The sequence below is a fragment of the Rhodococcus sp. NPDC019647 genome, assembly GCF_044389235.1.
Taxonomy (GTDB): Bacteria; Actinomycetota; Actinomycetes; order Mycobacteriales; family Mycobacteriaceae; genus Rhodococcus_F; species Rhodococcus_F oxybenzonivorans.
On record NZ_JBIRXS010000009.1, the window covers coordinates 191,717 to 217,982 of the forward strand.

A 26,266-nucleotide genomic window follows, 5' to 3' on the forward strand; every position below is an offset into this window, starting at 1 on the left:
CGGTACCCGCCCATACGCTCCGGGCTGTGAGAGTTTCCGGCGTACCCGAGTTACCGAAATTCGTGCAACCGAAGTTCGAGCAACTGAGGTTCGACGAGCTCGACACCCCGCTGCGAGATACCACCTTCGTGATCGTCGATCTCGAAACGACCGGTGGACGGCCCGGGGAGGACGCGATTACCGAGATCGGCGCCGTGAAGGTGCGCGGGGGCGAAGTACTCGGCGAGATGGCCACCCTCGTGGATCCGGGTCGCTCCATCCCGCCGCACATCGTGGAGATCACCGGAATCACCACGGCGATGGTCGTGGACGCCCCGCGTATCGAGCGCGTACTGCCTGCCTTTCTGGAATTCGCACGAGGCTCGGTGCTGGTTGCGCACAACGCTCCCTTCGACACCGGTTTCCTCAAGGCCGCCGCGGCGGCCACCGACACCCCCTGGCCCAAGTTCACGGTGCTGTGCACGGTCAAGCTGGCGCGCCGCGTCCTCACCCGCGACGAAGCGCCGTCGGTGAAGCTGTCCTCCCTTGCCCGGCTCTTCGACGTCAGCACACAGCCCACTCACCGCGCACTCGACGACGCCCGCGCCACCGTCGACGTCCTGCACGCTCTGATCGATCGGGTCGGCAACCAGGGAGTGCACAGCCTCACCGAACTCGTCGATTACCTTCCCGACGTCTCCTCCCACCAGCGAGCCAAGCGCACCCTCGCCAGTCACCTACCGCATGCCCCGGGGGTGTACCTGTTCCGTGGCCCCTCGGACGAGGTGCTCTACGTCGGAACGGCGACAGACCTGCGGCGCCGGGTACGCAATTACTTCACCGGGTCCGAGACGCGCGGACGGATGAAGGAGATGGTGGCGCTCACCACCCGGATCGATCATGTGGAGTGCTCGCACGCGCTCGAGGCCGGTGTCCGCGAACTGCGCCTACTCGCCGCACACACGCCGCCGTACAACCGGCGGTCGAAGTATCCGAAGCGCGGATGGTGGATCACACTCACAGTCGAGGCCTTTCCCCGACTGTCCGTCGTACGCACTCCCACTCCGGATTCACTCGGCCCGTTCCGGTCCCGCTCCACCGCGGTCGAGGTCGCGGAGACGCTCGCCGAGTACTGCGTCTTGCGAACCTGTACCACCCGGATACCGAAAGGACGGGAGCATGGACCGCAATGTCCGCCGCGCGAACTCGCCCGGTGCCCGGCGGCCGTGCAGGGTCTGAAGACCGAGGACGACTACAGCCCCGGCCCCCGACTCTTCCGTCACCTGCTGCGAGGCGTCGACGACACGCCACTGCGGCGGATGCGCACACGGCTGGACGGGCTCGCGGCGAGCGAGTTGTTCGAGAACGCCGCCCGGCTGCGCGACCGCACTGCCGACGTGGCCCTCGCATTGCGCAGGATGCAACGGCTGGCTGCCCTCACCGCGCTCGAGGAGATCGTGGCGGCCCGCCCGGCCGCCACCGGAGGCTGGGAGTTCGCGGTGATCCGGCACGGCCGGCTCGCATCCTCCGGGCGTGCGCGGCGCGGAATACACCCGATGCCGGTGGTCGAGGCTCTGGTGCTCGCTGCCGAGACCGTCGTTCCGGATGATGCGCCGCTCCGCGGGGCCTCGCCCGAGGAAGCCGGCCTGCTGGCCCGTTGGCTCGATAGCGAGGGCACCCGCATAGTCAGTGCCTCCGCGGGATACTGCGAACCCGCGCGAGGGGCCGGATCGTGGGCGGAGTGGTGCGAGCGGGCCCGCGCCGGCAGTGAACCGACACCCGAACCGGAGTCCCGAGCGCCTGTGCCCGACGCTGTTCACCACCACATAGGGTGGCACTCATGATCAACGCCATCGTCCTGATCCACGCCGAAGCCCGCCGCATCCCGGAAACAGCGCAAGCCGTCGCCGATATCGACGGCGTCGACAAGGTCTACTCCTGCGCCGGCGACATCGACTTGATCGCAATCGTGCGGGTCCGGGACCACGCGAAGATCGCCGAAGTGGTCACCGAGGGGATCAACAAGGTCGACGGAGTGTCCAGGACGGCAACGCACATCGCGTTCCAGTCCTATTCGAGCGCCGATGTCGAGGCCGGATTCTCCATCGGCGAATGACCGGCGCCGGGCGGGCGCGCTACTTGGTCGCCGTCATCGCCGAGGTGACTGCGGCCCACTTCGCCAGAAGTGCCGCCGCCGCCCCGCTGTCGATTGCCTGAGCTGCAGTCGTAATACCCTCGGCCAAGATTTCTTCGAGCGGGCGGTCGCCGAGACCACGGAAGGCCGCGATGGCGCCGGCAGCGTTGAGCAGCACCGCGTCACGCACCGGGCCGGCCTCGCCGTCGAGGAGGCGCCGTGCCACCAGCGCGTTCGCTTCGGCGTCCCCACCCCGCAGCTCGTCCAGCGACACCCGGGCTATACCGAGATCGCGAGGATCGAGCTGACGCACCGTCACCGATCCCTCGGACACGAGATGCACGGTCGACGTGCTCGATGTGGTCAGCTCGTCGAGGCCGTCATCCCCGCGCACCACGAGTGCGGAGTTACCGCGCTGCGCCAGCACCCCGGCGACGACCGGGATCAGATCGAGGAACGCGCAGCCGATGAGTCCCGCGCGCGGCCGCGCCGGATTGGTGAGAGGCCCCAGCACATTGAACACCGTCGGAATGCCGATTTCCTTACGCGGCGCCGCCGCGAACCGGAGGGCGGGATGGAAGACCGGCGCGAAGCAGAAACCGATACCGACCTCGCGCAAGGAGCGTGCCACCTCGTCGGGCCCCAAGTTGATCCGGACTCCGAGTGCTTCGAGTACGTCGGCGCCGCCACTTTTCGAGGAGGCAGCCCGGTTTCCATGCTTCACCACCCGAATGCCGCTGGCGGCCACCACGATCGACGCCATCGTGGAGATGTTGACGGTGTTGGACCGGTCGCCACCGGTACCCACGATGTCCACGACATTGGCATCGACCGGCACCTTGCGCGCATGGCCCAGCATCGAGTCGGCCAGTCCGCGCAGTTCTTCCGGAACGACACCCTTCATCTTGAGGCCGACACCGAACGCGGCGATTTGGGCGGACGTGGCATTGTCGGACATGATTTCGTCCATTGCCCACGTCGCGTCTTCCACCGACAGGTCGCGTCCTTCGGTGAGCGCCCCGAGAACCGACGGCCACGTGCGGACCGGCGGGGTCGTGTCGTTCGTCCCCTGGGCGTCCGGGCCCTGCACGGTCGGGCTCTGCATCGTCGTGTCCCCTCGAAACTCGTAGCGATGTGTACTCGTGTGATCCGCTCTCCGCAGCCTAGTTGCCTTGCGTATCCATCTCGCGCACCGGTTGCATTGCGTCCCACCCCGCGACGTCCCCACCGAGACGCTGTGCCAGCCCGGCCATTCTCGACCGTTCCTGGGAACAGTGCAGCGCGTCCAGCACCTGGACCCGTTGTAACACCAACTCCACGGTCCCCTCGGCCGCGCCGGGGGTGTCGGCAACCGCGACGCCGGTGCGCCGTGGCCGGTATCCGTCCTGCGCGGCAATGGACTCCGCCTCGCCGACCGTGGTCGCCGGCAGCCGCAAATGGTGACGCAGCACGGCCTCCTCGCCGGCCTGCCACACCGGGGTCTCCGAGGCCGCGCGTTCGAGCGTGGTCGAGCACGCCTCCACGTCGTCGAAGCAGGAGGCGACCACGACGAGATCTTCCCGGTCCGGGTCCAGCGGAGGCGCCGACCTGCCGCCGCCGAACAGTCTCCGCAACCACCCCGTACTGTTGTCACGAGTTCGCATTCCTCCACCCTTTCATGCCCCGCCACCAGCGTGTCAGCAGGCAGAATCGGACAAGCGGGACGCGTCGGCGCGCCGAGGGTGGACCCGGGTAGTCGTCTCTTACGACGAAGCGTCATACTTCTGTCTGTGACGAGCGCAGTAGGGACTTCAGGATCAGCAATCACCCAACGCGTGCACTCGCTGAACCGACCAAACATGGTCAGCGTTGGCACCATCGTGTGGTTGTCAAGTGAGCTCATGTTCTTCGCAGGGCTCTTCGCCATGTATTTCGTGGCCAGAGCCCAGGCGAATGGAAACTGGCCGCCGGAGCCGACCGAGCTGAACCTCTTCCTCGCCGTGCCGGTGACGCTCGTGCTGATCGCGTCGTCGTTCACGTGCCAGATGGGCGTGTTCGCGGCCGAGCGCGGTGATGTCTTCGGTCTGCGCCGCTGGTACCTCCTCACCCTCGCCATGGGCACGTTCTTCGTGCTCGGCCAGGGATACGAGTACGTGCACCTCGTCGAGCACGGCACGTCCATCTCGAGCAGCGTGTACGGCTCGGTGTTCTACATGACCACGGGATTCCACGGTCTCCACGTCATCGGCGGTCTCATCGCGTTCGTCTTCCTGATCGCCCGCACCAAGGTCAGCAAGTTCACGCCCGCCCAGGCCACCGCCGCGATCGTCGTCTCGTACTACTGGCACTTTGTCGACATCGTGTGGATCGCCCTGTTTGCCACGATCTATTTCATCCGTTGATCAGCTGAACGCCCAGGCAGCCCCCTGACGTCCAGTCCGTCCCGACATACCAAAGGGATACAGATGAGTTCATCCCCCCCGCCCGCATCCGATACTACGGCGTCTGCCGCGAAGACGCGTCGCCAGCGCAAGCTACGCCGTCGCGTCACGGGCGCCCTGGTCCTGATGATGGGACTGGTCAGCGCCGGTTTCCTCGCGTCCGCGTTGACGCCTACCCCGCAGGTGGCCACCGCGACCGACGATCAGGCAGCACTGATCCGCGAAGGCAAGCAGTTGTACGACACGTCGTGCATCACCTGCCACGGTGCAAACCTTCAGGGTGTGCAGGACCGCGGGCCCAGCCTGATCGGTGTCGGTGAGGCCGCCGTCTACTTCCAGGTGTCGTCGGGACGCATGCCCGCGTCGCGTAACGAGGCGCAGGTCGAGCGCAAGCCGCTCAAGTTCGACGCCGAGCAGACGGACGCCATCGGCGCCTACATCCAGGCCAACGGCGGCGGCCCCACGGTCGTGCGCGACGAGAACGGCGAAATCGCCCAGTCCTCGCTGCGCGGCGGCGACATCGGACGAGGCAGCGAACTCTTCCGCCTCAACTGCGCGTCCTGCCACAACTTCACCGGTCGCGGCGGAGCACTGTCCTCCGGCAAGTATGCGCCCGTCCTGGACCCGGCCAACGAGCAGCAGATCTACACCGCGATGGTCACCGGACCGCAGAACATGCCCAAGTTCTCGGACCGTCAGCTGACCCTCGAGGAGAAGAAGGACATCATCGCCTACATCAAGTCGTCGGGCGAGACGAAGCAGCCCGGTGGATACGGACTCGGCGGCATCGGTCCGGCATCCGAGGGCTTGGCCATGTGGGTCGTCGGAATCATCGCTGTCGTCGGTGCAGCACTGTGGATCGGAGCAAGGTCATGAGCGACGCTGGCCAACCGGGCGGCGCTACGCCAAAGAAGTACACGGACGCGGAACTCGAGAACCTGAGCCGCGACGAGCTGGTCGAACTCGGTACCAACCTCGACGGGGTCGATGTCGCGTTCCGCCGCAACCGCTGGGCGGTCGAAGGAACCAAGGCCGAGAAGCGCGCCGAACGCTCCGTGGCGTTCTGGTTCGCCCTCGCCGGCGTCTCGGCCGTGGCGTTCATCGCGATCTACCTGTTCTGGCCGTGGGAGTACGCCGGCGCCGGTGAAGAGAACTACTCCGCGTACAGCCTGTACACCCCGCTGATCGGTCTCACCATGGGCCTGGCCATCCTCGGTCTGGGTGTCGGCGCCGTCCAGTTCACCAAGAAGTTCATTCCGGAAGAGCTGTCCGTCCAGGACCGTCACGACGGCGGATCGTCCGAGACGGACCGCCGGACCATCGTCGCGGAACTCGGAGACTCCTTCGACACCTCGACGCTCGGGCGCCGCAAGCTCATCAAGCGCAGTCTCCTTTTCGGTGGTGGCGCACTCGGAATCATGTCCTTGATGCCGCTCGGTGGACTGGTCAAGAACCCGTGGGCACAGCGTGACGATTCGCCGCTCTGGGTGTCCGGCTGGACGCCCCGCTACGCCGGCGAGACCATCTACCTGCGCCGAGACACCGGTCGTCCCGAGGACGTCGTCCTCGTCCGTCCGGAAGACCTCGACGCCGGTGCCATGGAAACCGTTTTTCCTTTCCGCGAGTCCGACCGCGGCGACCACGACGCCCTGCTCGAGGGCCTGCGCGGTATCCGCAACGCGACGATGCTCATCCGTCTGCGCACGGAAGACACCGAACGGGTCACCAAGCGCAAGGGCCAGGAGAGCTTCAACTACGGCGACTACTTCGCCTTCTCGAAGATCTGCACCCACCTCGGCTGCCCCACGTCGCTGTACGAACAGCAGACCAACCGAATTCTCTGCCCGTGCCACCAGTCGCAGTTCGACGCGCTGACCTACGGAAAGCCGATTTTCGGTCCCGCTGCTCGTGCACTTCCGCAGTTGCCTATTACAGTGAACGAAGAGGGTTTCCTGGTCGCCACCGGTGACTACATCGAAGCTCTCGGCCCGGCATTTTGGGAGCGTCGACCGTGACCAACAACAAACCGTCCAGACTGAACGCCATGGCCGCCGGCCAGGCGGAGGCAATGGACTCCCGTTACCACCTCGCAGCAGGAATGCGGCGGCAGATCAACAAGGTCTTCCCCACCCACTGGTCGTTCCTGCTCGGTGAGATCGCGCTGTACAGCTTCGTCATTCTGCTGATCTCGGGTGTCTACCTCACCTTGTTCTTCGACCCGTCGATGGCCCACGTGGTCTACAACGGCGCGTACGAGCCTCTGCGCGGCGTCACCATGTCGCGCGCATACGAGACCACGCTGAACATCTCCTTCGAGGTGCGCGGCGGATTGTTCGTCCGGCAGATCCACCACTGGGCGGCATTGATGTTCGCGGCGTCCATCGTGGTGCACCTGATGCGCATCTTCTTCACCGGCGCCTTCCGGCGTCCGCGTGAAGCGAACTGGGTCATCGGTTGCCTTCTCTTGATCCTGGCCATGTTCGAGGGCTTCTTCGGTTACACCATTCCCGACGACCTCCTGTCGGGTACGGGCCTACGTGCCGCGTTCTCCGGTATCACCTTGAGCATCCCGATCGCCGGCACCTGGATGCACTGGCTGATCTTCGGCGGCGACTTCCCCGGCGACCTGATCATCCCCCGGCTCTACGTGGCGCACGTCCTGCTGTTCCCCGGCATCATCCTCGCGCTGATCGCCGGTCACCTCGCGCTCGTCTGGTACCAGAAGCACACGCAGTTCCCCGGCCCCGGCCGCACGGAACAGAACGTCGTCGGCGTCCGGATCCTCCCCGTCTTCGCCGTCAAGTCGGGCGCGTTCTTCGCCATCACCTTCGGTGTTCTCGCCGTCATGGGCGGCGTGCTGCAGATCAACCCGGTGTGGACCATCGGCCCGTACAACCCGGCACAGGTGTCCGCCGGGTCGCAGCCCGACATCTACATGATGTGGACGGACGGCCTGGCCCGTCTGTGGCCCGCGTGGGAGATCTACCTGTTCGACCGGTACACCATCCCGGCCGTGTTCGCGGTGGCGCTGATCATGGGACTCGTCTTCACCGTCCTCATCGCCTACCCGTGGATCGAGAAGCGTCTGACCAAGGACGACGCTCACCACAACCTGCTGCAGCGTCCGCGGGACGTTCCGGTCCGCACGGCGATCGGCGCAATGGCACTGACGTTCTATGCCGTTCTGACGATCTCCTGCATCAACGACATCATCGCGTACCACCTGAGCATTTCGTTGAACGCGATGACCTGGATCGGCCGTATCGGCATGGTGTTGCTGCCGCCCCTCGCGTTCTTCGTGGCGTACCGGTTCTGCCTGGGTCTGCAGCGCAGCGACCGTGAGGTTCTCGAGCACGGCATCGAGACCGGCATCATCAAGCGGATGCCCAATGGTCAGTACATCGAGATCCATCAGCCGCTCGGCCCGGTCGACGGCCATGGCCACCCGATTCCGCTCGAGTACCAGGGTGCGGCCATCCCGAAGAAGATGAACAAGCTCGGCTCCGCAGGCAAGCCCGGCTCCGGCAGCCTTGTCACCGCAGACCCGATCGAAGAGAGCGAAGCTCTCGAGGCCGCTCTGCATCATGGTGAGCGCGAACAGCTCACCATGCTGACCGAGCTGCAGAATCGGGTGCACGGAAACGGAAGCTCAGGCAACGGCAGCTCCGGCAACGGCGAGGCCCACTGAGGCTGACCCCGCGCTGATCAGGGCCCCGAACCACTTGTGGTTCGGGGCCCTGCCTCTATGGGACGAGCTGCATCTCCTCCCTCCTCTCGCGACTGCGCACGGAACACCACTGTCACTGCACCGAGACACAACAGCAGGCCTGTCGCGGTGAGGGCTCCGAAGGGCTCACCGAAAGCCACGGCCCCCCACACCGCGGTCACGGGTGCAATCAGAAACATCAGCGTATTGACCCGGGTGACACCATTGCGTCGCAGCACCAGCCAGTACAGGCCGTAGCCGCCGAAGGTGGACAGAACCACCAACCAGGTCACGGCAAGCCAGAATGTGGCGTCAGCCGGTGGAGTCACATCTCCGCCCGCTGCCGCCATCGCGGTGAACAACACCGCGCTGGTGACACAGTGGATCGTCAGCGACACCGTGGGATCGGTGTCCCGAGGTGAGCGGCGCTCCAAGAACGTCGCGGCCACCAGTGAGAGCATCCCCGCGAACGGCACCAGATACGCCCACCACACCACTCCCCCGGACGAGGTGGCATCGCCGGCGGTGACCGTCACGACTCCGGCCACACCGAGCGCCAGACCCCACCATTGCCGCGGCCCGACATGCTCCCTCAGCAGCGGTCCGGCAAGTACGGCGACGACGAGAGGCTGAGTACCGTCGATCAGCGCCGTGGTCCCACTGGAGACCCCCAAGCCGATTGCCTGGTAGACGGTGAGGAGGTAGCCCGTCTGCGACAGCGCGCCGATGACAATCTCGCGCCGCACCGTGTGCAGTCGGAGGCTTCTCCAGCGGTGGAGTCCGAAGAGCATTGTGCAGAGGACAAGCACCACCGCGAGGGGCAGGAACCGCCACATGAGCAGGGTGATGGGATCGGCGGTGCCGGCCCCGAGTTTCGCTCCGATGAAGCCCGAACTCCAGCACACGACGAAGGCCGCAGCGAGAAGTACATTCACGAAGAACCTCCCGGGTATACAGATCTGTGTAGCAAAACCAACGATATACCGATCTGTATACTTCTGTCATGGGCACAGTGCCGGAACCTAGACGAGTCACGCTGACCCCGGGGGCCCGACGCGCCCTGGCCGCAGCCGACCGCTTGTTCTACGAGCGCGGAATCTCCGCTGTGGGGGTCGATCTCATCGCCGCGGAGGCGGGCGTCACGAAGAAGACGCTGTACGACCGGTTCGGGTCCAAGGAACAGCTCGTGGTCGAGTACCTCGCCGACCGCGACGAGCGCTGGCGACTGTTCCTTGCCGGCTATCTCGACGCAGCGGCCAGCTCACCGGACGGACGCCTGAAGGCTATCTTCGACGCATCCCGCGACTGGGCCGGTCAGCACAGCACAAAGGGCTGCAGCATGGTGAACGCACACGCCGAGATCAGCGACCCAGCCCATCCGGCGTACCGCGTCATCATCGAGCAGAAGAGGTGGATGCTCGCACTGTTCACGCAGGTATGCGCAGACGCGGAAGTGGCAGACGCACACGAACTAGCCTGCACCTTCATGCTGCTCCACGAAGGGGCTCTGGTGGCACATGGTCTTCACGTGTTCGAGGACGCGCTCACCCTCGCGTCGGCTCGGTCACAGGCACTGCTGCGCGCGGCCACCGCGGCCTCCGGTTAGAGATGCGACAACAACGGCGGGGCGCCGAAATCCCTAGGATTCCGACGCCCCGCCGTGGGGTTTGATGCTCAGTGCTTTTCGGGTCCGACGTGGTACTCGAAGACCAGGCCTGCCGCTGCTGCCAACACAGCAACAACTGCAACGACGATCATCCAGGGCTGGAAGAACGCCAGCGCGAGGCCGGCGAGGGCCGCTGCACCGGCCAGCAGGATGGGCCAGTAACTTCCGGGGCTGAAGAACCCGAGGTCGCCGGCGCCGTCGGCGATTTCTGCGTCCTCGTAGTCCTCGGGCCGGGTGTCGAGACGGCGGGCGACGAACCGGAAGTAGGTACCGATGATCAATGTCAGGCCCGCCGACAGGCAGATGCCAGTCAGACCCGCCCACTCGATACCGGTCCGGGAGACGGCGGTGAACACGCCGTAGACGATCGCGACGAGAATGAAGAATACCGTCAGGATCTCGAAGAGCTTGGCTTCGATCTTCATATCAGCACTTGTCCTTGGTCAATGAGGTATCAGCAGCGGGGTCAGTTACCTTCGACACCGCTCGCCTGCTGGTAGCCGCGATCGGTGGTGAACGGTGAGGTGGAGGTCGCCACAGGCGACTCGCCGATAGCCTCGAGAGCCTCCGCCGTGGTCAGCGCCCGGCCACCCTCGTCAGCAGGCTTACGCAGATCGATGTACTGCGCGAACTTCTCCGGGCTCACGGCGCGAACCTCGAAGTTCATCATCGCGTGGAACGTTCCGCACATCTCGGCGCAGCGTCCCACGAAGGCGCCTTCCTTCTCGATCTCACTGATCTGGAAGACGTTGTCGGACTGGTTCTCCTTGGGGTTCGGGTTCACGTCCCGCTTGAAGAGGAACTCCGGCACCCAGAAGGAGTGGATGACGTCAGAGGAAGCGAGCTCGAACTCGATCCGCTTACCGGTCGGCAAGACGAGGATCGGGATCTCCTGGCTGGAGCCGATGGTCTCGATCTTGTCGTAGTGCAGGTAGGACAGGTCCTGCGGGGACTTGCCGTGGATTGCACCGGGCTGCGCGTGACCGCCCTCGCCCCCGTGCTCGGTTCCGGACGCCGCGCCTGCCTCGACGGCCGCCTGGGCCTCCTGGTCGATGCCGTCGTACTTGGCCTGGCCGTCACCGAGATCGATCGAGCGGTAACCGAACTTCCAGTTCCACTGGTAGGCAGTGACGTCGACCACGACGTTGGGGTTGTCCTCCTTGTCGAGGACGTGGTTCTGCACGACCACCGTGAAGTAGAACAGAACGGCGATGATGACGAACGGGACGGCGGTGTACGCCAACTCGAGCGGCACGTTGTACGCAGTCTGGCGAGGGAACTCGGGAGAGTCCTTCTTCTTACGATGGAAGATCACCGCCCAGAAGGTGAGGCCCCACACCAGAATGCCCATGACGAGGGCGGCGATGACCGACCAGGTCCAGAGCTCACGCATGCGTTCTGCCTGCGGGGTTACGCCCGAAGGCCACCCGAAACGAAGCACTTCGTTGTCGATTGAACAACCCGACAGCAGCAAGGCAGCAACGCCCAAAGATGCTGCCAACCCTGCCCGCCGAAGGATCCGACCTTGCGCCACGTTCACGCCTTCCTGATCGCCGCAAATTCCACTAGGGCACACCCGATGGGAAGGCCCAATTACTACGCAGCGTAGACCAAAGCGGATGGCCGTCCCTCCTCGGGTCGGGCGGTCGTGTCGCCACCGCTGCCGGGGCGGTGTCCTCGACGGCCGGAACCGGCCGCCACGGGAATCTGCGGCATACTTTCCGGCAGAGTTCCCTGACCTCTCCACACCCGTGTGGAGCATCCCAGATTCTGAATTGAGGTACCGGACGCTGTGTGCGGACTGCTCGGGCTACTGACCTCTGGAGAAACCAGCGACTACGCCGTCTCACAGGTCGACGAGGCGATGCACTGCCTGCGGCATCGCGGGCCGGACGAGCACGGGACGTGGCACGACGATCACCTCGTGTTCGGCTTCAATCGGCTGTCGATCATCGACATCGAACACTCCCACCAGCCGTTGCGGTGGGGTCCTGCCGAGAACCCGCAGCGGTACGCCCTCACCTTCAACGGTGAGATCTACAACTACCTCGAGGTTCGCGCGGAACTCGCCGAGCAGTTCGGGGCGCGGTTCGCGACCGAGGGCGACAGTGAGGCCATCGTCGCGGCGTTCCATTACTGGGGCGAGGACGCTGTGCGGCGCCTGCGCGGCATGTTCGCGTTCGCGATCTGGGACACCGAGACGCGGGAGCTGTTCATTGCCCGCGACCCGTTCGGCATCAAGCCTCTGTTTCTGGCGACGGGGACGGGCGGCACCGCGTTCGGCAGCGAGAAGAAGAGCCTGCTCGAGCTGGCCGACCTCATCGGTATCGGTACGGACCTCGATCCGCGCGCCGTGGAGCACTACACGGTGTTGCAGTACGTGCCGGAACCGGAGACGTTGCACAAGGACATCCGCCGACTCGAATCGGGCTGCTTCGCGCGGGTGCGTCCGGGTGAGGCACCGGTCATCACCCGGTATTTCGCCCCTACCTTCCCGGTGCAGCCCTTCACCGCGGGAACGGAGAAGGCCCGGTATGCGGAGATCGCGGCGGCTCTGGAGGATTCTGTCGCCAAGCACATGCGGGCCGATGTCACGGTCGGGTCCTTCCTGTCGGGCGGCATCGATTCGACGGCCATTGCGGCGCTCGCGATGCGCCACAATCCCAACCTGATCACCTTCACCACCGGCTTCGAGCGCGAGGGCTATTCCGAGGTCGACGTCGCGGCCGAGTCGGCAGAGGCAATCGGGGCACGGCACGTCGTCAAGGTGGTCAGCCCCGCGGAATTCGCGGCGGCCATCCCGGAAATCGTGTGGTACCTGGATGATCCCGTCGCCGATCCGGCCCTCGTTCCGCTGTGGTTCGTGGCGAAGGAAGCCCGCAAGCACGTCAAGGTGGTGCTGTCTGGCGAGGGCGCCGACGAGTTGTTCGGCGGCTACACCATCTACCGCGAGCCGCTGTCACTGAAGCCGTTCGAATATCTGCCGAAGGGTCTGCGGCGGGCCGCCGGACGCTTGTCGGAACGGATTCCCGACGGGACACGCGGAAAGAGCCTGCTCAATCGCGGTTCCCTCACCCTCGAGGAGCGGTACTACGGCAACGCCCGCAGCTTCAACGACGCCCAGCTGCGTACGGTGCTGCGCGATTTCCGTCCCGAATGGACGCATCGGGACGTCACGGATCCGATCTACGCCCAGTCGCAGGGGTGGGACCCCGTGGCCCGCATGCAGCACCTCGACCTGTTCACCTGGCTGCGCGGTGACATCCTGGTCAAGGCAGACAAGATGACCATGGCCAACTCCCTCGAACTGCGGGTGCCGTTCCTCGATCCGGAGGTGTTCGAGGTGGCCTCCCGGGTGCCGTTGGACCAGAAAATCACCAAGAACACCACGAAGTACGCGCTACGGCAGGCTCTCGAAGGCATCGTGCCCGGCCACGTGCTGCACCGGGCCAAGCTCGGGTTTCCCGTGCCGCTTCGGCACTGGTTACGCGGCACGGAACTCTTCGACTGGGCGCACGAGCAGATCGCCGCGTCCGGCACCGACCAGCTGCTCGACAAGGCCGCTGTCGCGAAGATGCTCAACGATCACCGGGACGGCGTCTCAGATCACAGCCGTCGCCTGTGGACCGTCCTGACCTTCATGGTCTGGCACGGCATCTTCGTCGAGAACCGGATCACGCCGAAGATCGCGGAGCCTGCGTACCCGGTGTCCCTCTAGGCGCTCCGCCGCTCGTGAGTGGTTGACGAGTCCAGGGACTCGTCAACCACTCACGAGCGGCGGAGCCGCCTCTTACGGGAGAAACGCCGCAATCTCGTCGGCCGCGGTGGAGCCGTACGCATCGGCCAGTCGTTTGACTGCCTCGTCCCGGTCGAAGGTCCACTCTTGGGTTCCCATTGTCTCCAGGACGAGCACGGCGACGAGCGATCCCAGCTGGGCGGAGCGCTCGAAACTCAGGCCGGCGCTGTGCGCGAGGAGGAATCCTGCCCGGAATCCGTCGCCGACACCGGTGGGGTCGACCTTGCCCTTCTCCGGTACGACGGTGACCCGGGTATGGGTGCCGTCCGACTCGACGATGTCGACGCCCTTCGAACCCAGGGTGGTGACCCGGACGCCGACCTGCGCACGAATCTGCTCCTCGGACAGCCCGGTCTTCTGCTGGAGCAATCCCCATTCGTACTCGTTGGTGAACAGGTACTTGGCGCCTCGGATCAGCGCCGTTGCCTCGTCACCGTTGAGCCGGGCCAGCTGCTGCGAGGGGTCGGCCGCAAATGGAATGTTCTTCTGCCTGCATTCGTCCGTGTGGCGGATCATCGCGGCGGGGTCGTTGGCGCCGATCAGCACCAAGTCGACACTTCCACCGGTTGCGGTGACCTCTTCGAGCTCGATCTCGCGAGCCTCGCTCATTGCGCCGGGGTAGAACGACGCGATCTGCGCCATGTCCTCGTCCGTGGTGCAGACGAACCGCGCGGTGTGCGCCGTCGTGGAGATCCGAACGGCGGTGCAGTCGACGCCGTTGCTCTCGAGCCACTCACGGTAATCGGCGAAATCGGCCCCCACGGCGCCGACGAGGAGCGGCGAGCCGCCCAGGACACCCATGGCGTACGCGATGTTGCCGCCCACTCCCCCACGCCGGACCACGAGGTCATCGACCAGGAAACTCAACGAGATATGGCTGAGCTGATCGGCGAGCAGTTGCTCGGCGAACCGGCCAGGGAACCGCATCAGGTGGTCGGTGGCGATGGAACCGGTTACCGCAATTGTCACGGGCGGATGCCTTTCGGTGAGTTCGGGCGGGATTTCTCACCGTACCCGCAGTACCACCCATGATCGGGTGGGAGCACGGCGAGGTGGACAGTGGTGTCCGGACACCAAAAAGTCTGACACGGAACCTGAGCTCCGCATCAGACTTTTCGATTCAGTTGTCGGCCGGCCCGGGACTCAGTTGAAGGAGTCGCCGCAGGCGCAGGACCCGGTGGCGTTGGGGTTGTCGATGGTGAACCCCTGCTTCTCGATGGTGTCGACGAAATCGATCGACGCACCTTCGACGTACGGCGCGCTCATCCGGTCGACGGCGAGGGCTACGCCGCCGAAGTCGACGATGAGGTCGCCGTCGAGGTTGCGATCGTCGAAGAAAAGCTGGTAACGCAGTCCTGCGCAGCCGCCGGGTTGCACGGCGATACGCAGTGCGAGGTCGTCACGACCCTCCTGATCGAGCAGCGCCTTTGCCTTAGCGGACGCAGCCTCGGTCATCTTGACGCCGTGGGTGGCGGTCTCGTTCTGCACAGTCATGGGCTCTCCCTGTAGTTCGTAACAAACCCGTGAACGCTTCAACGGTACTCCGCGCCCGACTTATTCCCGGGTTTCATTGCCTCTGCGGCGCGACCGCACAGCAATCACCGTCCATGGTATCCGACGTCGCGATTTCCGGTTACTACCGAAGGGGTTCCCATTAACTGACGCCGTGCCCCCACAGCCGTCGTCAGAGAGAATTGATCCCCTGTAGGACGAGTGCTGCCGCGGCCGGAATCAGCATTCCGAGACCGATAGATGCGAATGTGGTACCGCTCGCGCGGTGGGTGCGGGTGCTGAACATGCTCATCCCGGCGAAGCCAATCACGGCCGCGAGGAAGAAGAGGTAAATCGGGGGCAGAACCAGCAGGCCCAGGAGGCCGGCGGCAACGGCGATCACCACCCAGGACCACCGCAGATCCTCGACCTCGAGCTTCGCTACCGTCCACATCGTCAGCACCTCGCTTGTACCCGAAGTTTACCGAGATCGGGCCGTCCAGCGGAGGCCGAAAACACGACCGGCCGTCCACCCCGCCGGATGTCGACGGGGTGGACGGCCGAGTACGAACCGTGAGGTTATTTTCGGGTGTTCGGCTTTCTGGCGAGCATGAACGTGACCGCGCCGCCGAGGACCACCACACCGATCACCAGATCCAGACGGGGAATCCACCGGACTCCACGGCTCGCTGTGCTTGGGAGGTGTTCGCAGCCGTGGTCGCCGAAAGCGCTGTACCGGCGGCAGGAGTAGCCGAAGCCTGGGTGAGGTCGAAGGTGTAGGTGCCGGCGATCGGATGACCGTCGGAGGAGACGACCCGGAACGCGACGGTGTACTGCCCGGCAGCGCCGAGACCGTCGAGGTCGACGCTCAGGAGCCGACCGTCGACGACCGGCTCGGAGCGCCCCCACCGGGCGCCGTCGGAACCCACCACGGTCAGGGCGGCGAAATTCGGTTGAATGTCCTGGTTGAACACCAGGGTGACGTTGTCCGGGGCGGCATCGATCTGGGCGCCGTCGGCCGGGTTGCTGCTTTCGAGCGCGGCATGAGCCATTCCCGGGCCGGCGGTCAGAGCGGCGCAGGCGAAGACCGCGGCCGCGACGAGGACGGCGCGGGTGAACCAGGAAGTCATGTGTTTCTTCATTTCTTTTGGTGTCGAGCACAGTCACCGATCGGCGAAGGCAGCGCGCTGGCAAGAAGGTCTTCCAGGGGAGCAGCGAGCTTTCGGACCGGGATAGGTAGGTTGTCTCGAGCCGGGAGCGCCTGAAAATCGTGGATCAGGGTCGTGTTGCCTGAATGTAATGCAGGCGGGGCCAGCGGTCACCGCTCCCGGTAACCACGAACCCGGCGCCGCGAACCGAACCGGCCAATTCGTGGATCGGATTGTGCTGCATCGCATGCCCGCTCACAGCTCCGACGAAGTGGTTGGCGATGCGGTTACGCGGTGGCCGGAAGTCGGCGATCAACAGCCTCCCGCCGGGCCTGAGTACCCGGAACGCCTCTGCGAGCGCCTTCGCGCGCAGTTCGGTCGGAATGTGATGAATGGCCAGGCTGGAGATCACGAGGTCGAAAGACGCGTCCGGCTGGGGAAGGTCTTCGGCACCGGCGATCACGAAGGTGCAGTTCGCCAGGGCTCGCCGGGCCGCGTACTCGATCATCGGCGGTGACGGATCGATGCCCACCACCCGCCCACCCGGACGCACCACGCGGGCTGCACGGCGGGAGAAGATGCCGGTTCCGCAACCGATGTCGAGCACCTCATCCCCCGGCTTCGCACCGGACAGCGCGACCAGGCCGTCGAAGACCCGGCGACGGAAACCACCGAACCCCACTGCGGAGAACCACTCGTATAACCGGGCGCGCCGAATCAGTCCTCCGCTCGAGTGGTCGGCGTGTCCGTAAGATCCGCCGAGCAGTCGTTGACCGAGTCCCATGACGACTTTCCCTTCGCTGAGCTACCCCGGCCGACGCGCATCAGGGCGCGCCGACGTGTTGGTGGGCGGGGTAGGCATGGACGAGTGCGGTGGACAATTTCGGCACCGCATGGGTCAAGGTGTGCTCGGCCTCGTGCGCTAACCGGTGCGCCTCGGCCAGGCTGATTTCGGGGTCGATGTCGAGCTCGACGTCGGCATGCAGACGGTGCCCGATCCACCGCATCCGCACGCTACGCACCTCACGCACCCCGGGTTCTACGGACAACGATCCCTCGGCGGCGTCGACGAGTTCCGGATCGACCCCGTCCATCAAACGGCGGAACACGTCCCGCACCGCGGTGCGCAGGACCGCGAGGATCGCCACGGTGATGACCAGTCCGACGATCGGGTCCGCCAATGGGAAGCCCAGGGCCACACCCCCCGCGCCGAACAACACGGCCAGGGAGGTGAAACCGTCGGTGCGTGCGTGCAATCCGTCGGCGACCAGGGCGGCGGAGCCGATCTGGCTGCCCACCCGAATGCGGTAGAGGGCGACGAGTTCATTACCGACGAATCCGACGAGGCCTGCCACGGCAACCCACCCGACGTGCTCGATCGAAACCGGGTTGATCAGTCGCCGCACAGCTTCGACTCCGGCGATCACCGCGGACAGCGTGATCATCGCGACCACGAACAGCCCCGCCAAGTCCTCGGCCCGCCCGAACCCGTAGGTGTAGCGGCGAGTGGCCGCCCGACGCCCGAGCGCGAACGCAATCCACAACGGAATCGCGGTCAGTGCGTCGGAGAAGTTGTGCACCGTGTCCGCCAGCAATGCGACCGAACCCGACACGGCGACGATCACCAACTGAGCGATCGCGGTGACACCCAGCGCGACCAGGCTGATCTTCACCGCCCGAATGCCGATCTCGCTCGATTCGAGGGCGTCGTCGACACTGTCCGCTGCGTCGTGACTGTGCGGGGCGAACACCTCCCGCACCGCCGCCCGGAACCGGCCCCCACCCTCATGCCCGTGACCGTGACCGTGGCCGTGGGTGTGAGTCGGTGGCTTCGGTGCGTGACTCATGCCTGGCCACCTTCCGCACGTGCGGGATCCGGAATATCGGCACCTGCCGAAGACGGAGCCCGACCCGACTTTCGCTCGGGATGCAGAATCCGCAACTCGTCACCGGTGCGGTGATGCCCCGGAACACCCGGCCCGGCATGCTCCGCATTGAACACCGCGTCGGTCACCAACTGGCGGATGTGATCATTCTCCAGCCGGTAGATCACCTGGGTGCCTTCCTTCCGCGTACGCACCAAACGCGCCATCCGCAGCTTCGCCAGATGCTGCGACACCGACGGGGCGGGCTTTCCCACATGCTCGGCCAGGTCGTTGACCGACAACTCTCGATCCACCAACGCCCACAGCACCTGGACGCGTGTGGAATCGGCCAGCATGCGGAAGACCTCGACCACCAGATCAACCTGATCGTCCGGCAAGCGCCGACGGCATGAACCGTTATCTGCATTCATACGCAGATAGTAACGCACACATCTACCGAAAGCCGGGCAAGTCCTCGCACCCACGAAGCCCTTCGCCCGCCGAGGCCACCCGGCATTTCGGTGCGAGGGCAGTTTTCCTCGTGGCCGCGTCTTCCCATAGGCTGGAAGAGTGAAATTGCTACGCCGCGGTGATTCGGACAATTCAGACAAGCGGGATGCCGAGACGGCCGCGCCGTCCACGGCACCGGAACCCGAGTCCGCCGAACAGGTCGGCAAGGGCCGTCCGACTCCTAAACGCCGCGACGCGGAAGCGAGGCGGCGAGGACCTGTGGCACCGGCCCCTCTGACAGCGAAAGAGGCGCGGGCACGCCGCAAAGCCACGCGGGGCAGCAAGGAAGAACGCAAGATCGCTGCCGCGGAACGGCGGGCTACGGCGTCCGAGCGGCGCGCCCGCATGCTCGCCGGGGAGGACAAGTACCTCCTGCCGCGCGACAAGGGGCCGGTCCGCGCGTATGTCCGCGACATCGTCGACGCCCGGCGCAACCTCGTCGGACTTTTCATGCCACTTGCGCTGGTACTGATCATGGCGATGTTCGTCAGCCCCGCCCTGCAGGCGATCGTGACGCTGGCGATGCTCGTGATGATGCTGTTCATGGCCGCAGAAGGCGTGTGGCTGGGTCGCAAGATCAACTCCCGGGTGCGCGAGCGCTTCCCGGATACGATCGACGGCGGCTTCAAACTCGGCTGGTATGCGTTCGTTCGGGCGTCGCAGATTCGTAAGCTTCGCGCTCCGAAGCCCCGGGTTCGTCCGGGCGACGCGATCTAGGACTCACCCTCTTCGCGTCAGTGATGCGGCGCGCGGTGCGACTCGGCGAGTAGTCGGCCGAGTTCGGCGTCGTGGCCATCCGACTGATCCGCAGGCGGGTCGACCGGCCGGAAAAAGTTGTCGCGGAAACTGCGGCGAAGCCACGGGCGTGGCGTGCCCAGGCGCTTCCCGGCGAACATCACGGCCGCGTTCAGCGCTACCAAGAGCGCTACGAGGGCGAGGAACTCAGTCATGGCTGAAAGTCTCCGCTCGACTACTTCCGGCCAACAGTGGCGCAAATGACGATGTACGTCAGAATACTGCCAAATTGTCGGGTTGGTAGCGTTGGGGTCCGTGCCCCCTGCCGAGCCCCCGAACCGACCGGATCTCCCCCACAGGTCCTCGCGAACCCTGGTTCTCGGCGGCGCACGATCCGGGAAGTCGGCATACGCCGAACGGCTGGCGCACACTCTCGCGGGTACCGGATCGGTCCGCTACCTCGCCACCAGTCGCCGCGATCCCAGCGATGTCGATTGGGAGGACCGCGTCGAGCAGCACCGAGTCCGCCGTCCCGCCACCTGGACCACGATCGAGACGGCCCCGGGCCGCGACCTCGCCGAACAATTGCGGTCGTCCACCGATGCCCCTGTCACCCTGGTGGACGATCTGGGCACCTGGCTGACCGTGGAGTTCGACGCCGCCGGCGCCTGGGATCTGCCGCGAGGCACCCTCGCCGACGAGGTGGAGGAACTGGTCGCGAGCGTCCGGGACTACGCCGGTGACCTCGTCCTCGTGACACCGGAGGTCGGCCTCGGGGTCATCCCGGAGACCCGCTCCGGACGCCTCTTCCGCGACGAAATCGGCGCCCTCAACGCCCGGCTGGCCGAGGTATGCGATCGGGCAGTCCTCGTGGTGGCCGGGCTGACCATGACCCTGAAAGACCTACCCGCCGCGAATGCATCCGGGACAACAGTTCCCAGTCGAACGAGAGGCCAAGTGTGACGAGCGAGTCCGTGAGCAACGACCCCGGTCGGTTCGATCCAGTTCCCCCGCCGGACGACACGATCCGCCGCACGGCCGAAGCCCGTCAGCTGCAGCTCACCAAACCGGCCGGCTCACTGGGACGGCTCGAGGTACTCGCATGCTGGGCATCGGCATGCCAGGGAATATGTCCGCCCGCACCTTTCGAACGGGCCCGCGTCGTCGTCTTCGCCGGGGATCACGGAGTCGCGCGCACCGGGGTGTCGGCGTATCCCCCCGAAGTGACGGCGCAAATGGTCGCCAATTTTCTCGGCGGCGGGGCCGCGGTCAACACTCTCGCCGACCGAGCGGGTGCCAGTGTGCGCGTGGTCGACATGTCGGTCGACGGCGACACCGATCCGACGGTGTCGGCGTACAAGGTGCGGCGCTCGTCGGGGGTGATCGACCGCGAGGACGCACTCACTACCGAAGAGACCCTACGGGCGATCGAAGCCGGTCGCTCCATCGCGGATTACGAAATAGACTCCGGCGCTGATCTTCTCATCGCCGGAGACATGGGAATCGGCAACACCACCCCTGCCACGGTGCTCATCGCGGCGCTGACGGACACCGAGCCCGTCGCAGCGGTGGGTCGGGGAACCGGTATCGACGACGCCGGGTGGATACGAAAGACGGCGGTGATCCGCGACGCCCTCCGCCGCGCTCGGCCCGTCGTCCGTGACACGGTGGCCTTGTTACGCACCGTGTCGGGCGCGGACATCGCAGCGATGGCAGGTTTTCTCGCGCAGGCGTCCGCGCGCCGGACGCCGGTGATCCTCGACGGCGTCGTCGTCACGGCCGCTGCCATGGTTGCCGAGGAACTGGCCCATGGCGCCCGCGCGTGGTGGCTCGCGGGACACCGGTCGACCGAACCGGCACACACGATCGCCCTGAAACACCTGCAGCTGGACCCTCTCCTCGAACTCGACATGCGCTTGGGTGAGGGGTCGGGCGCGGTGGCCGCACTACCGATCCTGCAAGGCGCCGTCGCCACACTCGCATTCATGGCGACGTTCGACGAGGCGGGAGTCAGCACCGGCGACGTCACCGAGGCCGACGTCGCCGACGTGGACTGATCGTGTCTGGCTTGTTGCTGGCGTTTTCCTGGTTGACCGTGCTCCCGCTCCGCGGCCCCGACAGCGTGGACCGTGCGGCAGGCGGGCGCGCGATCCGATATGCACCCGTGACCGGTGCGGCTCTGGGCGTGTTCGCTGCCGGCCTGCTGTGGCTCCTGGTGTCGGCAGGACTGAACCCGGCCCTGGGAGGACTGTTGACGGTCGGGGCTCTCGCGCTCGCCACTCGTGGCATGCACATCGACGGGTTGTCCGACACGGTCGACGGTCTCGGGTGTTACGGGCCGCCGGAACGCGCAAAGGCTGTGATGCACAGCGGCGGCGCAGGCCCGTTCGGCGTGTGTGCCCTGCTGATTTGCCTCGGGACACAGGCTCTTGCTTTCGGTTCACTCGCCGTTGCAGGACAGTTCGGGGCCGTAGCAGTCGCCGTGGCGACCGGGCGGGTCGCCGTCGTATTCGCTTGCCGCCGTGGAGTTCCGGCTTCCGCCACCGAAGGTTTCGGCGCACACGTTGCCGAAACGCAGTCGTGGTGGACGGCGTTCGCCTGGACGGTCCCGCTGCTAGCAGCAGCGGCGTGGTGCGGCCCCGACTGGTGGCACGGGATCATCGTCGTCGCGGTGACTCTCGCCCTGTCGGCTCTGTTGGTGGCGCACTGTGTCCGCCGGTTCGCAGGCGTGAACGGTGACGTGCTGGGTGCCGCGATCGAGATCACGGTTGCGGCCTCAGCGGTCGGTTTCCTCCTCTGAGCGACCGCCGAGAAGCCCCGATTCAGCGCAGCTTGTGCATCCAGCCGTGGGTGTCGGCGAACGTGCCACGCTGAATCCCGGTAAGGGTGTCCCGAAGGGCCATGGTGACCTCTCCCGGCTCCCCGTCGGCGACGACGAACTCGCCCTCTGCCGACTTGACCCGCCCCACCGGGGTGATGACTGCCGCGGTGCCGCAGGCGAATACCTCGGTGATCTCTCCCGACAGGGTCTTGGTTCGCCATTCCTCGGTGCTGATACGACGTTCCTCGACTGCGAAACCGGCGTCGGTTGCCAGGGTCAGCAGCGAATTCCGGGTGATGCCCGGAAGCAGCGAGCCGGACAGCGAGGGTGTGACGAGGCGGGCATCGGAACCGGACCCGTAGACGAAGAAGAGATTCATTCCGCCCATTTCCTCGACGTATGCACGTTCGAGGGCGTCGAGCCACACCACCTGATCGCAGCCTTCGTCGGCCGCCTGCGCCTGGGCGAGAAGCGAAGCCGCGTAGTTGCCGGCGAACTTGGCCGCGCCGGTTCCTCCGGGAGCCGCGCGCACGTACTCCGTCGAAAGCCACACGCTGACCGGTTTCACCCCGCGCGGGAAGTATGCGCCCGCAGGCGAGGCGATCAGGAGGTAGCGGTACTCGTCGGCCGGCCGGACCCCCAGGCCGGCCTCGGTGGAGAACATGAAAGGACGCAGATACAGCGCATCCTCACCGCCGGCGGCAGGCACCCACTCGTGATCGACGTCGAGGAGTTCGGTGATCGACTTGACGAACAACTCGGCGGGAAGTTCGGGCATCGCGAGCCGACGAGCCGAGGTGACGAGTCGTTCGGCGTTTGCCTCGATGCGGAACGTCGCGATGCCACCGTCCGGCTGCCGGTACGCCTTGAGTCCCTCGAAGATGGCCTGCCCGTAGTGCAGCACCATGGCCGCCGGATCGAGTTGGAGCGGACCGTAGGGTTCCACCCGGGCGTCGTGCCAACCGTGGACGGCGGAGTAGGTGATCGACACCATGTGGTCCGTGAAGTACCGACCGAATCCGGGCGCCGCCAATATCTCTCGCCGCGCCTCATCCGAGGCGGGGGAAGGATGCGGGACGCGAAGGAACTCGGTGACACCTGTCATGCCGGTGATCCTATCGAACGCCTCCTGCTCCCCAGCGCCCGAGAGGGTCGACCCGCAGCGGCTACTTGGTGCTGGTCTTCACGAAGGGCGGAGACACGACCTCCGCCCGCAACGCGCGTCCTCGCACATCCACGTCGACAGCGTCACCGGCCGCGACACCGGCATCCGAATCGAGCAGAGCGAGGGCGATACCGACCTTGAGTGTGGGCGAAAAGGTGCCCGACGTGGTCTCGCCGATCGGCTCACCGTCGCGGAGGACGTTCTGCCCTGCTCGCAGCACCCCGCGGTCGAGCGCCTTGATGCCCCACAGCTTGCGGGCGGGTCCGGCAGCCTTCTCGTCGGCCAGGGTTTCCTTGCCCCAGAACTTCGGCTTGTTCCACCCGATCGCCCATCCGCACCGTGCCTCCAGCGGAGAAATTTCCAAGGACAACTCGTGACCGTGCAGCGGATATCCCATTTCGGTCCGCAAGGTGTCGCGGGCGCCGAGACCCGCGACCTGACCACCGCGGGTCCGAACCTGCTCGACCGCGGCCCGGAACAATTTCTCGCTGTCCTCCCAGCGGGGCAGGACTTCGAATCCGATTTCGCCGGTGTACCCGCTACGGCACACCCGCACGGGCACGCCTTCCCACGTGGCGTCCGCGAAGCCCATGTACTCGATGTCGGTCGGCAGGCCCAGCGCGGCGAGCACTTCCGGCGACTTCGGCCCCTGAACTGCGATGACACCGAAATCGCGGTGGCAGTTGTCGACGGTGACACCTTCGGGCGCCTTGGCCGCCAGCGCCGCGACCACGTCAGCGGTGTTGGCGGCGTTGGGGACGAGAAACACCTCTTCGGCGCTCACGTAGTAGGCGATCAAGTCGTCGATCACTCCGCCGGAGGGGGTACAGCAGAGCGTGTACTGCGCCTTACCGGGGCCGATCTTGTCCAGATCGTTGGTGAACGCGGAGTTGACGAAAGCTGCGGCTCCCTTGCCGCGCACGAGAGCCTTGCCCAGATGACTGACGTCGAACACGCCCACCGATTCCCGCACGGCAGTGTGCTCGGCGACGACCCCCGCATACGACACGGGCATCTCCCATCCACCGAAGGGCGCGAACGTGGCCCCGAGTTCGACGTGAACGGCGTGAATCGGCCCTTGCGAGAGTTGCTCCTCGGTCATGGCCACAAACCTATCGGACCCCGCAGCACCCCGCGTCGGTGACGGCACACGCGCACTACCATCGGGACGAGCGCCGGACCGGCCCGGCACGACCCGAACCCCGAACTGCTTCAGGAGACACCGTGAGCACTCGCACAGCTCGACCCCTCGGACCACAACTCGCCCTTGCAGGCACTGTCGGCAAGCGGGTGGACGTGCTGGTGATCGGGCTGACGTCCACGTCGAACGGCCCCGAGATCGCGCTGGGCGACGGCATCGTCGACGAATCGGTCCTCGCCGGACTCCTCGACCGTTTCGTCGCGGTCGGAGCCAAGGGCAAGGCGGAGGAGACCACGCGTATCCCCGCTCCCGACACGCTCCCGGTCGACAGCGTCCTCGCGGTCGGGCTCGGCGGCGCCGACAAGCTCGACGCGGAGCAGATCCGCCGGTCCGCGGGAGCGGCGGCCCGCTCACTCGGCGGTGTCGATACCGTCGCCACCACCCTGTCGTCGTTGGATCTCGGCGCCGCGGCCGAGGGTTTCGCGCTCGGCGCGTACCGATTCACGGAGTTCAAGTCGGCGAAATCCGCGCCCGGACCGGAGGCACAGCCGGTCTCGCGGGTCGAGCTTCTCGTGTCGTCCCCCCGCGCGAAGGAAGCCAAGGAGACGCTGGCCAGGTCGGCCGCGATCGCCGAGGCCGTCGCCACCGCACGCGAATTCGTCAACACTCCCCCGAGCCACCTGTTTCCGGCCGAATTCGCCGAGCGCGCAAAGACTCTCGGCACAGAGGCCGGGCTGAAGGTCGAGATCCTCGACGAGAAGGCCTTGGAGAAGAACGGGTTCGGCGGGATCCTCGGCGTGGGCAAGGGGTCGTCGCGCCTTCCTCGACTGGTCCGGCTGAGCTACTCGGCGAAGAAGCGGAACGCCCCCAAGGTCGCGCTCGTCGGCAAGGGCATCACGTTCGACACGGGCGGCATCTCGATCAAGCCTGCTGCGGGCATGGAGAACATGACCTCCGACATGGGCGGCGCGGCAGCGGTCGTCGCCACGGTTGTCCTCGCGGCGAAACTCGGACTGCCCGTCGACGTCATCGCCACCGTGCCGATGGCTGAAAACATGCCCTCGTCCACCGCCCAGCGCCCCGGTGACGTGCTGACCCAGTACGGCGGGACCACGGTGGAGGTCATCAACACCGATGCCGAAGGGCGCCTGATTCTCGCCGACGCCATCGTCCGCGCCTGCGAGGACGACCCCGACTACCTCATCGACACCGCAACTCTCACCGGCGCGCAGGTGGTCGCGCTCGGCACTCGTACACCCGGCGTAATGGGCACCGACGAATTCCGGGACCGGGTCGCGTCGATCTCGCAGGCGATCGGCGAGAACGCCTGGGCGATGCCGCTCCCCACGGAGCTGCGTGCGGACCTGGATTCGAAGGTCGCCGACCTCGCCAACGTCACCAACCACCGCTGGGGCGGCATGCTGGCCGCGGGGCTGTACCTCAAAGAGTTCGTCGCCGACGGCGTCCAGTGGGCACACATCGACGTCGCCGGACCGGCCTACAACTCGTCGGGCCCGTGGGGGTACACCGGGCGCGGCGGCACCGGAGTCCCGGTGCGCACCATGATTTCGGTGATCGAGGACATCGCAGCCAACGGCTAGACATCCCAGGGCCGTAAGTTGTCAAGCCGCTTGGGCGATGCGGCGGTGGTCCCAGGCGATGTGTTCGTCGTAGTGGGTGTGGTGGCGG

At 66.0% G+C, this 26,266-nt stretch carries 28 protein-coding genes; 13 read left to right on the forward strand and 15 right to left on the reverse strand.

Going from position 1 to position 26,266, the window contains the following annotated elements:
• The first annotated feature begins 26 nt into the window (after nt 1–26).
• Together ACH49N_RS19120 and ACH49N_RS19125 are read left to right on the forward strand one after the other, a co-directional pair.
• Nucleotides 27–1,823, forward strand: coding sequence for a DEDD exonuclease domain-containing protein (locus tag ACH49N_RS19120; protein ID WP_397504741.1), 1,797 nt, complete (start codon nt 27–29; stop codon nt 1,821–1,823).
• Nucleotides 1,820–2,095, forward strand: coding sequence for an Lrp/AsnC family transcriptional regulator (locus ACH49N_RS19125; protein ID WP_109335029.1), 276 nt, complete (start codon nt 1,820–1,822; stop codon nt 2,093–2,095). Before ACH49N_RS19120 ends, ACH49N_RS19125 begins: the two co-directional genes overlap by 4 nt.
• Nucleotides 2,096–2,114: 19 nt before the next feature.
• Here ACH49N_RS19125 and trpD read toward each other — a convergent pair whose 3' ends face one another.
• Entirely contained in the window at nt 2,115–3,218 is a 1,104-nt protein-coding gene (gene trpD / locus ACH49N_RS19130; RefSeq protein ID WP_397504742.1) for an anthranilate phosphoribosyltransferase, read from the reverse strand.
• Nucleotides 3,219–3,276: 58 nt separating this feature from the next.
• A complete protein-coding gene (locus tag ACH49N_RS19135) occupies nt 3,277–3,756 on the reverse strand; it encodes a hypothetical protein (RefSeq protein WP_358273789.1) in 480 nt (159 codons plus the stop codon).
• A gap of 126 nt (nt 3,757–3,882) precedes the next feature.
• On the opposite strand from ACH49N_RS19135, the gene ACH49N_RS19140 reads away from it, so the two are divergent.
• From ACH49N_RS19140 to ACH49N_RS19155, 4 genes are all read left to right on the forward strand, one after another.
• Complete coding sequence (locus ACH49N_RS19140; RefSeq protein WP_159921669.1) at nt 3,883–4,494, forward strand: heme-copper oxidase subunit III; 612 nt, start codon at nt 3,883–3,885, stop codon at nt 4,492–4,494.
• Between the two features lie 63 nt (nt 4,495–4,557).
• On the forward strand, nt 4,558–5,409 hold the full coding sequence (locus ACH49N_RS19145; RefSeq protein ID WP_201453561.1) for a cytochrome c: 852 nt from the start codon (nt 4,558–4,560) through the stop codon (nt 5,407–5,409).
• The gene (locus ACH49N_RS19150) at nt 5,406–6,548 is read left to right on the forward strand and encodes a ubiquinol-cytochrome c reductase iron-sulfur subunit (protein WP_159921667.1); all 1,143 of its coding nucleotides are present in this window, start codon (nt 5,406–5,408) and stop codon (nt 6,546–6,548) included. Before ACH49N_RS19145 ends, ACH49N_RS19150 begins: the two co-directional genes overlap by 4 nt.
• A 29-nt stretch (nt 6,549–6,577) precedes the next feature.
• A complete protein-coding gene (locus tag ACH49N_RS19155; RefSeq protein ID WP_159927118.1) occupies nt 6,578–8,221 on the forward strand; it encodes a cytochrome bc complex cytochrome b subunit in 1,644 nt (547 codons plus the stop codon).
• Between the two features lie 17 nt (nt 8,222–8,238).
• Here the strand turns inward: ACH49N_RS19155 and ACH49N_RS19160 are convergent, their stop codons facing one another.
• On the reverse strand, nt 8,239–9,174 hold the full coding sequence (locus tag ACH49N_RS19160) for a DMT family transporter (RefSeq protein ID WP_397504743.1): 936 nt from the start codon (nt 9,172–9,174) through the stop codon (nt 8,239–8,241).
• Between the two features lie 68 nt (nt 9,175–9,242).
• Between ACH49N_RS19160 and ACH49N_RS19165 the strand changes: the two genes are divergently transcribed.
• Entirely contained in the window at nt 9,243–9,845 is a 603-nt protein-coding gene (locus ACH49N_RS19165) for a helix-turn-helix domain-containing protein (RefSeq protein WP_358273787.1), read from the forward strand.
• 68 nt (nt 9,846–9,913) lie between these two features.
• Here the strand turns inward: ACH49N_RS19165 and ACH49N_RS19170 are convergent, their stop codons facing one another.
• On the reverse strand, nt 9,914–10,330 hold the full coding sequence (locus ACH49N_RS19170; RefSeq protein ID WP_109329202.1) for a cytochrome c oxidase subunit 4: 417 nt from the start codon (nt 10,328–10,330) through the stop codon (nt 9,914–9,916).
• 41 nt (nt 10,331–10,371) lie between these two features.
• Complete coding sequence (locus ACH49N_RS19175) at nt 10,372–11,445, reverse strand: cytochrome c oxidase subunit II (protein ID WP_159921663.1); 1,074 nt, start codon at nt 11,443–11,445, stop codon at nt 10,372–10,374.
• Nucleotides 11,446–11,697: 252 nt separating this feature from the next.
• Here ACH49N_RS19175 and asnB point away from each other — a divergent pair, with 252 nt between their 5' ends.
• Nucleotides 11,698–13,623: an asparagine synthase (glutamine-hydrolyzing) gene (gene asnB / locus ACH49N_RS19180; protein WP_358273786.1), complete on the forward strand. Its 1,926-nt coding sequence runs from the start codon at nt 11,698–11,700 to the stop codon at nt 13,621–13,623.
• Nucleotides 13,624–13,695: 72 nt separating this feature from the next.
• On the opposite strand, the gene ACH49N_RS19185 is transcribed toward asnB, so the two are convergent.
• From ACH49N_RS19185 to ACH49N_RS19215, 7 genes are all read right to left on the reverse strand, one after another.
• Nucleotides 13,696–14,670, reverse strand: coding sequence for a carbohydrate kinase family protein (locus ACH49N_RS19185; RefSeq protein ID WP_358278690.1), 975 nt, complete (start codon nt 14,668–14,670; stop codon nt 13,696–13,698).
• 174 nt (nt 14,671–14,844) lie between these two features.
• The gene (locus ACH49N_RS19190) at nt 14,845–15,195 is read right to left on the reverse strand and encodes an iron-sulfur cluster assembly accessory protein (protein ID WP_109329195.1); all 351 of its coding nucleotides are present in this window, start codon (nt 15,193–15,195) and stop codon (nt 14,845–14,847) included.
• 190 nt (nt 15,196–15,385) lie between these two features.
• The gene (locus ACH49N_RS19195) at nt 15,386–15,646 is read right to left on the reverse strand and encodes a hypothetical protein (RefSeq protein WP_358278688.1); all 261 of its coding nucleotides are present in this window, start codon (nt 15,644–15,646) and stop codon (nt 15,386–15,388) included.
• Between the two features lie 193 nt (nt 15,647–15,839).
• Nucleotides 15,840–16,322: a copper resistance CopC family protein gene (locus ACH49N_RS19200; protein WP_358278686.1), complete on the reverse strand. Its 483-nt coding sequence runs from the start codon at nt 16,320–16,322 to the stop codon at nt 15,840–15,842.
• Nucleotides 16,323–16,467: 145 nt separating this feature from the next.
• Entirely contained in the window at nt 16,468–17,124 is a 657-nt protein-coding gene (locus tag ACH49N_RS19205; protein ID WP_358278684.1) for a class I SAM-dependent methyltransferase, read from the reverse strand.
• 40 nt (nt 17,125–17,164) lie between these two features.
• Complete coding sequence (locus ACH49N_RS19210; RefSeq protein WP_358278682.1) at nt 17,165–18,187, reverse strand: cation diffusion facilitator family transporter; 1,023 nt, start codon at nt 18,185–18,187, stop codon at nt 17,165–17,167.
• Nucleotides 18,184–18,636 carry a metalloregulator ArsR/SmtB family transcription factor gene (locus tag ACH49N_RS19215; RefSeq protein ID WP_358278680.1) on the reverse strand — a complete coding sequence of 151 codons (453 nt, stop codon included), beginning with the start codon at nt 18,634–18,636 and terminating at the stop codon, nt 18,184–18,186. The genes ACH49N_RS19210 and ACH49N_RS19215 overlap by 4 nt, the downstream gene beginning before the upstream one ends.
• A 139-nt stretch (nt 18,637–18,775) precedes the next feature.
• On the opposite strand from ACH49N_RS19215, the gene ACH49N_RS19220 reads away from it, so the two are divergent.
• Nucleotides 18,776–19,432, forward strand: a complete 657-nt coding sequence (locus ACH49N_RS19220; RefSeq protein ID WP_159921647.1) for a DUF3043 domain-containing protein — start codon at nt 18,776–18,778, stop codon at nt 19,430–19,432.
• Nucleotides 19,433–19,449: 17 nt separating this feature from the next.
• On the opposite strand, the gene ACH49N_RS19225 is transcribed toward ACH49N_RS19220, so the two are convergent.
• The gene (locus tag ACH49N_RS19225; RefSeq protein WP_358278678.1) at nt 19,450–19,665 is read right to left on the reverse strand and encodes a hypothetical protein; all 216 of its coding nucleotides are present in this window, start codon (nt 19,663–19,665) and stop codon (nt 19,450–19,452) included.
• Nucleotides 19,666–19,765: 100 nt separating this feature from the next.
• Between ACH49N_RS19225 and cobU the strand changes: the two genes are divergently transcribed.
• The 3 genes from cobU to ACH49N_RS19240 are packed head-to-tail and all read left to right on the forward strand — an operon-like array spanning nt 19,766 to nt 22,250.
• Nucleotides 19,766–20,413, forward strand: a complete 648-nt coding sequence (gene cobU, locus ACH49N_RS19230; protein ID WP_358278676.1) for a bifunctional adenosylcobinamide kinase/adenosylcobinamide-phosphate guanylyltransferase — start codon at nt 19,766–19,768, stop codon at nt 20,411–20,413.
• Nucleotides 20,410–21,507, forward strand: coding sequence for a nicotinate-nucleotide--dimethylbenzimidazole phosphoribosyltransferase (gene cobT, locus ACH49N_RS19235; protein ID WP_358278674.1), 1,098 nt, complete (start codon nt 20,410–20,412; stop codon nt 21,505–21,507). Before cobU ends, cobT begins: the two co-directional genes overlap by 4 nt.
• A 2-nt stretch (nt 21,508–21,509) precedes the next feature.
• The gene (locus ACH49N_RS19240) at nt 21,510–22,250 is read left to right on the forward strand and encodes an adenosylcobinamide-GDP ribazoletransferase (protein WP_358278672.1); all 741 of its coding nucleotides are present in this window, start codon (nt 21,510–21,512) and stop codon (nt 22,248–22,250) included.
• Nucleotides 22,251–22,272: 22 nt separating this feature from the next.
• Here ACH49N_RS19240 and ACH49N_RS19245 read toward each other — a convergent pair whose 3' ends face one another.
• Entirely contained in the window at nt 22,273–23,376 is a 1,104-nt protein-coding gene (locus ACH49N_RS19245; RefSeq protein WP_159921637.1) for a branched-chain amino acid aminotransferase, read from the reverse strand.
• Between the two features lie 61 nt (nt 23,377–23,437).
• Nucleotides 23,438–24,538: a glycine cleavage system aminomethyltransferase GcvT gene (gcvT, locus tag ACH49N_RS19250; protein WP_159921635.1), complete on the reverse strand. Its 1,101-nt coding sequence runs from the start codon at nt 24,536–24,538 to the stop codon at nt 23,438–23,440.
• A gap of 122 nt (nt 24,539–24,660) precedes the next feature.
• On the opposite strand from gcvT, the gene ACH49N_RS19255 reads away from it, so the two are divergent.
• Nucleotides 24,661–26,178: a leucyl aminopeptidase gene (locus tag ACH49N_RS19255; protein WP_358278670.1), complete on the forward strand. Its 1,518-nt coding sequence runs from the start codon at nt 24,661–24,663 to the stop codon at nt 26,176–26,178.
• The last annotated feature ends 88 nt before the right edge of the window (nt 26,179–26,266 follow it).